Source organism: Mesomycoplasma ovipneumoniae, assembly GCF_033343935.1.
GTDB classification, from domain to species: domain Bacteria; phylum Bacillota_I; class Bacilli_A; order Mycoplasmatales; family Metamycoplasmataceae; genus Mesomycoplasma; species Mesomycoplasma ovipneumoniae_G.
Window position 1 is genome coordinate 105,092 of record NZ_JAWPGQ010000002.1, and the last position, 12,509, is coordinate 117,600.

The following is a 12,509-nucleotide window of genomic DNA, read 5'->3' on the forward strand; positions in this document are numbered from 1 at the left end:
ATGAATTATTTATTATAAAAATGATTTTCAAACTAACAACAATTTTTAGTGACACCTGCTAGACTAAAAATTGGATTGGTTTCATTTGAATTTAAATAAAAACAAATTTTAACAAAATTTTAGTTTTTTCGAAAATTTACTTTTTGCAAACACGAATTAGACCTTGATTTTCAAATCCAATTACAAATTCGTTAGAATAAAATGATAAATTATCCAAAATTTGCTCACGAACATGTCCTAAACCAACGCCACAAATTAGATTTATACATTTTTTATTGGATTTTTTAAATTCAAACATTAAATTTTCAACAATTGCTACTGTTTTTTGAGTGTCTAAACCGTGAAAGTCAAAACTTATTTTATCATCAAAATCAAAATTTGAAAAAATATTATTTTTTTGACTTTGAGTTAAATCTAATATTTGATCCCATTCACCAAAGTGAATTTCTTTTGATTTCTTTTTAATTTTCATTTTAAGATAATTAGTTTGACTGTTTTAATTTAAGGTCGTTCTTAAATTAACTAAAATTTAATTATACCACATTTTTAATTTTTTTTATTCAATTTGTAAAATTTGCTATTTTTAAATATGTGTTAAAATTATTTTGTTATGGAAATAAAGAAAAACAATGAAATAAAAGTCAAATTAATTAATAAAGAAACACTAACATATCAACTTCAAGAGGATGCCAAAAAAGGCGATTGATTTTCCCTTGTAAGTGAAGTACAAAATTATATAGATGACCAAACAAAAAAGAAATTAAGCGAACATACTAAACAAATCCGCAATGATATTTTTACAAATGATCCTGAAATTAAAAAAATAAAAGATGAAAATTCTAAACTTAATGCGGAAAATAGGGAATTAAAATCCCAAAATGATAAGGTAAAATCAGACTTAAGTACACAACATATAAAAGAAATTGGTAAAAAAGAAATTGCAATTGCTGAAATGGAAGGAACAATTAAGCAACTGCAAGAAAAAATTAAAGCTCTTGAAGAAAACCAAGATAACATTATTAATAGTGCTATTAAAGATAAGCAATCGGAATTTTTATCTGCTCAATCTAAAGCATATGAGCAATTTAAGCAAGATACTGAGAAAAAATGGCTAGAACAAATAGCTGAAGTGCGTGAAAAAACAACCGCTGATGTAAAAGCAGGATTTGAACATTCCCTTAACGAAAAAGATACCAAAATAAATGACCTAGAAGAGGAATTAAATAAATATAAATATAAAAATATTAGCTCAAAACAAATAGGAGAAAATCTTGAAAACTGAATTTTAGAAAGGTATAGAGACGTTTTTCCTTTTGGCAAAGATGACAATGATTCAGTTGTTGTTGAACTAAAAAAAGATACTGTAAATATTAAGGATGAACCAGGAGAAAAAGCAACAAAATCCGACTTTATTTTTACAATTAACGATCAAAATCGCAATGTTGAAACAAAAATCATTTTAGAAGCAAAATCTGAATCAAAAGAAAAATCTGGAAAACAAAAAAACAAAGATTTTTTCAAAAAAATTGAGGAAGACCGTAAAAAGAAAAAAGCTAGCTATGCTATTTTAGTAACAGAACTCGAACCTGAGAAATACTTTACAATTGATGTTGCCCCTAATTATGAAAAAATTTTCATTTGCCGCCCACATTTTTATTTAGCACTTTTAATGCTTTTAAAATCAATAATTCTCAAAGAAAATAAATTAGAGATTCAAAGTCAAAGTCTTGAAGAAACAAGTAAAATCATTCAAAAGTTTGATGACTGAAAAGAAAAAACACTAAAAGCATCAATAAACAAAATTAACACTAAAGCAGAAAGAAGTAGAACATTAGCAGAAAGAATTATCAAAGATGCTGGCGAAATTCAAGAGAACCTTAATAAAATTGTCAAAACCTATTTAAATAATTTAACACAAAAAATTGATGCATTTAAAATTACTAAAATAACCGAAAAAATTGACAAAATTAATAAAAATAACCCCAATTTATAATTTAAAAACCTATTAGTTAGTACCAATTTTGAATCCATGTAGTTAAAATATTTTTTTTTTTTTTTTATATAGCAATTAAAAAATATGTTATAATGTGTTATAGCTATTTCTATAAACACCTTGAAATAGCTATAACATAAATGGGGGTGACTCTGGTTTTGACAATTAAAAAAATTTTTTGGATGCAGTGGTTTGGTAGACCATAATACCATGTAAATCTAAACGCAAAAGATTCAATTAAAGCTAAAGACGATGCAACATTTAATTACGCAATGATGAATACCCAATTAAATTTTGCAACACTTTAATTCATAATAAAACCTATCAGTTTTTTATTTCAATAATATAAATAACATAATATATCTTCCTTAATTCAATATATTAAGTTTTCCCTGTAAATACTAAAATAATTAGTAAATATTTGTTTTTGGTTTTCAAATACATTTTAAAATACAGGACTATTTAACTCCTTTGATTTATTAATTCTTATTCTTTAATTCTTATTCTTATTCTTAATTCTTATTCTTTTTATTAATATATTCTTTAATTCTTATTCTTTTTTATAAATTATTATATTTTTATACCTTTATAATTAGATTTTTTAGTTTAAACTGTCGACTCCACTAAATTATTTTAATTGGATCGGGGTTCGAATCCCCGCACCTCCACCATATGAAAAAACTCCGTTAGCCGCGGAGTTTTTTCATATCAAAAAAATAATTTAAAATATTTGATGAATTAGTATATTAATGTTTGACACAATCAAAACGGTGTGCCAAAATAAACAATAAAAATTAAGGGTTAAAAAAACTAAATACATCAAAATTGCTGAATTTAAAGGCTAAAAATCCCAATTTTGCATTTTTCAGACAAATTTAGACATGTATATGACAATAATTTAATAAGAAATTGACAAAAAAGCTTTGTAAAATGGGCAAAAAATTTGACAAGTACCCGGCCAAAAATAAATCTCCGTGTAACCAAAAAAACAAATACACAATAAGCATCTTTCTGAAAAAAATTAACAAATTATAAAAAAATAACAAGCCAATTTAAAATAAAATATAGAAAAAAGATAATTATCTGATTTTTTATGTCAATTTAGTGTATAATTTAATTTAATTTTTCTAGTTTGCTCCTTATCTAATTGGACCAATCTAATCGATTTGTATTAAAAAAATCTGGAATAACAAAAAGAAGCGGGGTAAAATGATGAAAAAAAATATCTCCAAACCTGATTTTACTAAGGCATTCAAAATATTTTTAAGTTTTGGTACTTTATCTTTGGCCATTTCTGGAATTACTTTGATTGGAATAAAAAATCGCGATAAAACCGAGCACTTTAATGTACCAATAACCCATTCAGACCAGCAAACTGAAAAACTTTTAGATCAAATCAACTATTTATCAATAGGTGATTCAATTTCTGCTGGTTTTAATTGGGATTATTCTGTTGACCTCCGCGGAAAAATTGATGAAAATAACAAAATTAATGGTCTATCATATCCTGCTTTTTTTGCCAGTTTTATTCAAAAAATAAAACCAAATGCACTTAAATCCTTTGATAATTTGGCTTTGTCTTGAACAACAATTAGCGATTGACTTTATTTACTTAATCCTGAAAATCAATTCTATAAAAATTCTGATAAGACGCATTTTAATTTTAATTATCATTTAGACAAAAAATTAGACTCACCATATGGTCAGCAAATTCGTGACGTTTTTGGTGATTTTAATTTAAATAGCTACCCAAAACTATATCAAAAAATTAAAAATTCTAATTTGCTAACTCTTTCATTAGGTGCAAATGATTTAATGGAATCCATTGATTTTCGCACAATTGCTAAGCCGATGCAAAAACTTGCTTCAAAAGGTGAAGCAAATTTTGAATTTGCCCAAAACATTGAAATTGCAAACCAAAAAATTTACAGAAATTTACAATTACTAATTCATCGTTTGCGAGAAATCAATCCTGATTTACAAATAGTTTTAGTTGGCTATAATTCTTTGTCTTCAAAAATTATTAAATTTTTTGAAAAAATGCTCACAAACGAAATTGGCGTTCCAGAAAATTATGCTGATTCAGTAATAAAACGTTTGAATTCAACAATCAAAAAAGCCGCAAAAACCCAAAAAGTAAACTATGTTGATTTATACAACGAATCAATTTGACAAGAAAAAAGTTCTGAATTTAGTACAAATGACTTAGATATTCACCCATCAACTAAGGGTTATAAAAAAATGGCCCAGGATTTATTGTTTAAATTAGCTTTTGAACAAAACCTAGAATTCAAAAACGAAGCCAATACTAAATTAAACTGAGACGAAAATTATGTCCAAAAAGACGCTAATTATTACCGTCGAATTCTAAATTTAGGTCAAAATTCAAAAATTTTGAAGGCTTTAACAGTTGACAATTCACCTGAAAAATTTATTTCAGAAAATTCTGAAATTGAAGAATTAACAACTAAAAATGTTAAAAAAGCAACAAAATCACCGATAGAAAATTTTATAAACGTTATACTAAATAATAATTTTGGTGCGTTTTTAAGCCGTTTTGTTCAGTTAGCTGTTCAAAATAATTCAAGCGTACAAAAAGTTTTGACTGATTTTTGACAACAAAACCAAAATTCAGGGGCTTCTTTCTCCGAAATTTTGCAAAAAATTTACTCAAGTGGATTTTTTAGCAAAATTATCAACCGTTTTCAGGATTATGTTCAAGATGTAACTAATAGCAAAAATTGAGAAAAAGCAACAATTTCTGGCCTTGTTAATTATATTTTTGCTGATTTTGACGAAAAACAAATAATTGATGTTTTAAATACTGTTGTAACTTCTGAATTTGCAGATAAAAATCCTGAAAAAATTAAAGAATTAATTTTTTCATCCATTTTTGGCCAAACAATAATCCAAGATTTGCTAATAAATAACATTATCAAAATCGACCTTAAAAATAAAGAAGACTTAAAAGTTGTCTTTACTTTTGACTCAATAAGAAAATTATTTTCTAAAATAATTACTGACTACCATCTTCGCTCAAGTGAATATAAGAATTCACAGAATTTTCACGAAATAATTCGAACTTATTTAGAAAATCCTGATAATGACAATGATAATGTCATTTTTATTCGAAATTTTATCTCTGAAACACTAAAACATCATGAATCTGTTAAATTATTAGTATCGATTATTAACGATAATTTTGAGTTTAATTTGAACGAGGCAGATCAGAGTGCGATTGTTAATCTTTTAGTTTCAATTGCCGATGTTGTTGTTCGCACTAATGTTTGGGCTAAATTAAATGATCAAGCAGCCAAAAATTTCTTAGGTGTAATTAAAGGAATCAAAACTACTGATATTGCTGAAAATATTGCTTCAATTTTTTCAGAGCAAATTTACACAAATTATTCATCTTTTTTTAAAGATTCCAAAAATTTACTTGATTTATTTCACGAACTTCTAAGTTTTGATTTGAGCCAAAACCAAATTGATTCACTAAAAAAATTACTCAATAAATTCTACCCAATTTTAACAAAATTTGACATAACTAATTTTATTGATGATTCAGACCCTAATTATACTAGTTTTTCATTCTTTTTTGACTCAGCTAAAGATTTTTTGGCTTCAAATTCATTTAAACCACTTGCTGACATTGTAAATCAAGCAATTAACGATTTTTTAGTAAATAAAAGCACATATCAGCAAATTGACAGCTTAAATCGTTTTGGGTTTCAGTTTTTAGCTAATAATTTGCCAAAACTTGAGGAAAATATCTACGAATTTATCGCTAGAAATGTAGAAAATGGCCAATTTTTGTCCAATCTTACTAGTTTGATTTCAAATTCATTAAGTTCACAAGGATTAAATGAGCAATCAATTTCAACTTTTACATCAATAATTAAACTAATTTTCCAAGATTTTCGAGATAAATATCAAGCTTTAAAAGAAGACTATACAAGCCCTACTGATAATTTAATTTTTACCTTTGTAAAGTCAGCCTTAGAAAATTTTAAAGCTTTTACTAAAGAAAATTTTGACGAATATAATTCAGTAAAATTGCGTTTTGAAGAGGCCCAAAAACAACAAAAAGCAGTTGAAATTGCACAATATTCTCACAAAATGGCTTCACTTGATGAAACATTATCTTTTCAAAATTTTTCATCATACTTTTTAAATAATTTTTTTAGTCAGGAAACAATTTATAAACTTTTAAAAAATCTTGCAAGTCTTGATTTTAAAACTAAAATCTCAAATGACAATTTAATTCTATTTTTCAAAAATCTTTTTGGACAATCATTTTTGCACAAACAACTTCTTGAAAAATTAAACCAAAATAGTTTTTTTAGCAAGCCTAAAATCAAAAATTCACTTTTAAGCATTTTAACAAACTTTTTTGAATCAAAGGAAGTTGAGAAATTACTTTCAGAACTTATTAAGTATTTTTTTGACGAAAAGAAATTTGTATTATATCCAAACTTTAATTCACTAGTTGAAAATTTTATTAAAGAAAACACTTCGCTAATTGAGGAAGTTTTTAGACTTTTTTTAGGAGATTCTTCAACTTGAAATTCAATTTCTGACTTTTTAAAAATAATTTTGCAAGAATATAACTTAAAATTGTCAGAAAAATCAGTTCAGACAATTTTGGATTTAGTTCGTGATATTTTCTCAAAATTAAAAGATTCAACTTTAAATTTTGATGATCAAACAAAAACTCATTCCCCACTAATAATAAAAGCATTAATTTCAATTATATTTGATGCAATTTCAGGTAATTCTACCCCTAAAAAACCAGTTCTTGAGACTTTATTTGACAGTTTTAGCGTTGATATTGCAAATAATTATTATTCAACAGAGCAAACAAACACTTTAGATAATAGAGAAAATCAAGGCAAAATTTCTCAAAATAGTATTTCAACTTTGATTTCTGAAATTATTAGTAGCACCCCAATTTCTGAACAAATTCGTGCAGGTTTAAAAAATGTTCCACAAGACTATCTTGAGAATATTCTCCCAATTTTTGATTGATTTTTAAAATCACCAGAACTAAAAAATTTGTTTAATTCTTACTTTAAAATAGTTGCAAAAGCACAAATCCAAAAACCTTTAGATAATTTTTCATTAATTAAAACATTATTTGAAAAACAATATTTCAATAAAATTATTGGTGAATTTATTGTTAAATTAGATGAAAACAATGACACTTTAATTGATAATTTTGGAAAACTAGCAGGAAAAATATTTGAAACTCAATTCGAAAAAACTGAATTTCAGCCACTTTTTAAATTAGTTAAAGAAATAATACAAAACAACATTGATAATTTTTACAAGAATGAAAGCGATCCAAAGGAACTTATCATTCCCGAAGCCACTACTGTTAATGTAAGTCGGGATTTTTCTGAAGGGCTAGCAAAAACTCAACTTTTCAGTGATACAGAACCTAATGTTGACCAAAATTCTTCATCACCAACAACTTCTAGCGAAACAACCTTGTCTAAATCCGAGGCAAATTATACAAAAGATAATGCATTACTTACAAAGTTTATTTCAATTTTAGGCAAGTTCACTAGCGGTGATTTTTCAGCTTCAGATTTAAATTTGCTTTTAGAATCAGAAATTGCAAAAGAAGAATTTATTGTTGAACTTATTAAACAAGTTGCATCAGTTTATAATAAAATTGATGAATCTGAAAAAGATAATCTTTGAAAAGTTATAACTAAAATTTTCCAATCTAAGTTTTTTAAAGATAAAATTAATTCCTTAACTATTGGTGATGTAAGTAGTTTTTCATTGTTTAGCAATCTGTCAGAAGAAAAAAGACAGGGAATTGAGCCATTACTCAAAGAATTGTTATTGCAATTTTTACCAGATTCTGCAAACAAAGTTTTAATTTTTAGACTTTTGAAGTATATAAATGAAAATCCAATGGTTTTTAAAGATGTAAAAACTTTCTCTTCTCTTTTGGCTAATTTTTTAAAGGATGAATCATCAACTCAAAGCACCCAAAGTCAAGGCCAATCTGAAGTACAAAATAATGGTGAATTTTTAAAATCATATTTATGATACGTGGTGCATTTTTTAGTAAAAAATGATAAATTTTCTAATTTAGTGATTGACGTAATTGCTTCATATTTAAAGCTAAATTTAGATAATAAGGATTATAGTTCTAAAATTGAAAAACCAAGAGACATACTAAAAGAGTTTTTAAGAAAATTTATTGGTTTAGGTCTCGAAAATCCCCTTATTTCTGGCATTTTGGATCAAATTGTTGAATCAATTAAAAATTCAGATACTAGCCAACAAGCAAAAAGTTTTTTTGAAACCTTGTTTAATAAATTAGACCTTTCAAAAGTTCTCAATCTTGATTTAGTGGTCAAAATTGAACCAAAAATTGGTGATTCTACTCAACAAACTTCGCAAACAGAAACCCAAAATTTGATAGATGAGACTAATTTGTCAATAAAAACACCAACTGGTCAAAAAATATCAACACAGTTGTTTGCCGAATTTTTTGATACACTTTTCCTCACCTCGCCAAAATGAGATTCTACAAATAAAGATAACAATTCTCCAATTTTAAACGAATTAAATAACATAGAATACACCGGAATTTCATTAAAGGAAGTTTTTGGATCCAGCGGCAATAAAGGATCCGGCGGAAAAGGTGGATCAGGTGTAAATAATGGATCGGGTGGAAAAGATTCTCAATTAGACGCAATTTCAAAGTTATTTCACAAAATATGGTATTCTGAAAAAACAAAGTCAAAAATATCAATTGATAACTTTAAAGACTCCGCGAAAGGAAGATTTCTTTATAGATTAGTGTTAATTCTTCTTTTTTATACATACGAATCAAGAATTTCTCAAGCTAATTATATAATTCAATCCTCAGCATTTTACGGTGGTCTTTTGTCTTCCTATACTGCATCTGAAGTAATCCGCGCATCGCTACAAAGTGGCGAACAATCTGATAAAAACAATACAAAAGATGATGAATATAAAACTTTCATCGACAAAATAATAGGTAATCCTGTCAAATCCAGCGGTTGATGAACAACTTGATATAAGTCCTACGACGTAAAATTAAACGATATGCTAACAATGATTTATTATAATTTAGATGCTAATCGATTTTTTCATGATACTGGTCAACCTAAATTAAGAGACCAAATTTTTCAACAAATCCATGACGGAACTTATCCTGATAACTATGAAAATCCAACTACAAAAAGATAAGTTTGTTTAATTTATAGTTAATTTTAGCGCAATAAATAATTGATTTTTTAGTTAATTCTGGATTAATTGCTTCTTTAAAACTTATTTTTTGATTATCTCATAAAAATTAAGATTCCTAATTAATCAAGATTTTTTCAGGTTAGTCTTTTCAACTTTTAAGCTATTCGCTCATAAATTCTTCCTATGATAAAAGTAATTATTTTAAAAATTTAAAAAAATTTTATTATAAAAAAGTTTCTTTATTTACTTATTTAAGGAATTCCTTTCTTTTTTTTTTTTTTTTTTGTTAAAATTTTTTATAGAATACATAGGAGGAAAGGTGATGAAAAGTACAATCACTAAAAAACTACTAACTAAAAAAAATATTTTTCTTTTAGGGCTAAGCACTATTGCTGGTGGAGTAATTATTGCCACTCCGCTACTCGTTTTTGCGAATTTAGAACTAAAAAACCCGCGAATTGATGTGCAAAACCAAGCAAAATCAATTTCTTTCATTAGTATAAAGGACAAATATTTAAATGCTAATTCTGACTATTTAGATCTAAAAAAGAAACTTTTGAACGACGATAACACCAAAAAAACTGACATAGATTTAACAGATTTTTTTGATTTTTACCAGACCAATAACTCTAGTATTCCCGTTAATTTTTCAACCGATCATAATTGAAAACCATTCAAACTGGAAATTTTTGATATCAAACCTGACGATAATGAGCAAACATTCGAGGTTTTTTGGAGAGTTTCACAAAAATTAGATGACAATAAAACAGCAATTTCTGACTTATTTAAACAAAAAGTTGCTTATAATTATGTTCCAGATTATTCACTTTCTAATTTTTCAACTTATTCAGAAGAACAACTCAAAAAATTAAGACCTTACACAAATAGTGAGGTTAATTTTTCATTTAAAAAAGAATTAACAAAGCTAATTTCAGTTGAAGATTTTCAAAAAGAAGTTAATAGTGCAAAAAATGACACTGAAGCTAGAGAAATTATTAGTAAATATTTTAACCTTGATGAGACAATTTCACAAATTTTTAGCAATAAAAGCTTTTACTTTGAATCTGAAAGTGGTATTCAAAAGCCTCGCTATGATATAAATTTGGTAAAAGATCAAATTATAACTGATCGATATTTAGTAAAAACAGCCACTCCTGGGGTTTATAAATTGACCTTTGTTGCCCAGTTTTCTTCTGATTTTTCAAAGGAAATTGCCGCTGATTTTAACAAGAATTCCAAATTTTTCCTTACTACCCAGCTCAATTTAAGTAATTCTTTCCTTGATAAGTCAATTAGTGATGATATTGTCTTAAGCGAATTTTCTGATAGTGATTATTTTGCAATAAATAATTTTAGTCAAAATAATTCAACTTCAATTACAGGGTGAGATTTTCTAAATTATTATAATAATGAAATTTTTGCGACCAAAGAAAAACGCGCCGATTTTCTTAATTCACTTATTGAAAAAATTGTAAAAACACCACTAATATCAAAAATTAGATTCCAAAATAAACTAGAAAATTTAAATTTTAACCAAATTTCAAAATTTTTAGATCTTCAAATAAAACTAGACACTGAACAAGTCAATTTAGATTTCAAAGATAACAATGTTGTTACCCAAATTAATGGTGATATTGTTATAAAAGATAAAAGAAACGATAAAATTGTTGCTACAAAAAAATTCTCGCAAAGTATTAAAAATTTTGAAATATTAGCTCAAAATGATCCTGATTTTGCAGCTTCAGTTAAGAATAGCAGTTCGGTTATTCAACCAAATGCCCAAGAATTTATTCGAAAAGAAAATCAAAAAGGAATTCCAAAAGATGAATTATTAGCACTAATTGAGGCAAATAATTTCGATAAATTAAAAAAAGTTCTTCAAAATTCCCGTTATTATGGTTTTAGATTTGACGAAAGTCAACTAAAATCAATGGTTGATAGTTATAGTTTGCCAACTGTTGAAGATTTAATTAAAAACTCAAATGTTGATGATGCAGCCTCTAAAGGTATAACATCAATTTATTCTAATTATTTTAATAGTGATGAAAAAATTTCACAATTTTTGTCATTTTTATCAAAACAAGACATTAGTTTTGTTGCAAAATATTGATTTGATTATCTTAAACATTTTGGATTAATAACTTCTACAACAAACTGGCCAGAAAATTCTAATAGTAATGAATTATTCAAAAAATTAAGTGAAATTAAAATTAAGCCTACAAAGCAACCGCGTGGTCAAATTGATGAAGAAGGTGAACTAAAAGTTTGACTTTTTTCATTTAATTATGGTTTTTTAAACACCGATAAACCTCTTGAAAATGGTTTTTATATCAGCGATGAGCTTAAAAATACTCTTAATTTAATGAAAACAAATTCATCTTTTAGTCCCGAATATTTTATAAAACAGATCGAATTACAATCAAATCAAAGCACTCAACCTAATTTTTCAAGCACAGATAATAAAAATAATATTGAAAATCTAACCGATTTTCTCACAGCTTTTTATTCATTAGCTTATTCAAAACAAAAAAGCCAAAAACTTTTTACCGGTAATTTTGGTAAGGATTTTAATTATAAAATTCAATTTAGCTTGGAACCTAATTTAACAAATGTTGATGCTTTAGAAAAACAAAATGAAGAAAAATTAAAAGTAAAATATTGATATAATATCGGTCCTGTTGATAAAAATGGTGACCTAGCTAGCGTCATTTATCAAACAAAAAAATCAGAAATTGAGCTAAAAATCAATCCTGATAATAAACTTTTAAGCGATGAAGTTGATAAATTAGATGAAATTGCCTCAACTTTTTCACCAAATTCACAAATAGTTTTCTTAACCAAAAAAGATTTTGAGGATTTTGAAGCTCAAATCAAAACTGCCATCTCAAAATCAAAGGAAAACGAGCCAGTATCTGTTGATAAAGAAGTCGAAAGACTACCTTTTACCAGTTATTTAGCCTTTGAACACAAAGATATAGATTTAGGTTTTGCAATAAAAAAAGCAAAACAGACTCAAACAGGGATGTCAGACACAGAATCACAAACTACTACTACCAACGTTGACACTAGCGGTGTACTTGAGAAAATTACTAGCCCGGCTAACCCAGTTCAACATAATTTATTTTTATATCTTTATGATAAAAATAATCCTAAAACTTTCTCAAGTCAACCTATCCGCGTTATTATCATGGAACACACAAGTTCTCTATTATTAAAATAATAAATTTATAAAGGAAATTATTATGAAAAAGCTTAAATTAAATCATATAATTTTTGCAAT

General features: G+C 26.4%; 4 protein-coding genes. 3 read left to right on the forward strand and 1 reads right to left on the reverse strand.

The annotated features are described in order from the left end of the window. Positions 1–136 precede the first annotated feature (136 nt). On the reverse strand, positions 137–472 hold the full coding sequence (locus tag R7X45_RS00940; RefSeq protein WP_318055574.1) for a hypothetical protein: 336 nt from the start codon (positions 470–472) through the stop codon (positions 137–139). Between the two features lie 138 nt (positions 473–610). Here R7X45_RS00940 and R7X45_RS00945 point away from each other — a divergent pair, with 138 nt between their 5' ends. From R7X45_RS00945 to R7X45_RS00955, 3 genes are all read left to right on the forward strand, one after another. After that, positions 611–1,993 carry a DUF2130 domain-containing protein gene (locus R7X45_RS00945; RefSeq protein ID WP_318055575.1) on the forward strand — a complete coding sequence of 461 codons (1,383 nt, stop codon included), beginning with the start codon at positions 611–613 and terminating at the stop codon, positions 1,991–1,993. Between the two features lie 1,212 nt (positions 1,994–3,205). Further along, the gene (locus R7X45_RS00950; protein WP_318055576.1) at positions 3,206–9,229 is read left to right on the forward strand and encodes an SGNH/GDSL hydrolase family protein; all 6,024 of its coding nucleotides are present in this window, start codon (positions 3,206–3,208) and stop codon (positions 9,227–9,229) included. A 322-nt stretch (positions 9,230–9,551) separates the two neighbouring features. After that, complete coding sequence (locus R7X45_RS00955; protein ID WP_318055577.1) at positions 9,552–12,449, forward strand: P97 family adhesin; 2,898 nt, start codon at positions 9,552–9,554, stop codon at positions 12,447–12,449. The last annotated feature ends 60 nt before the right edge of the window (positions 12,450–12,509 follow it).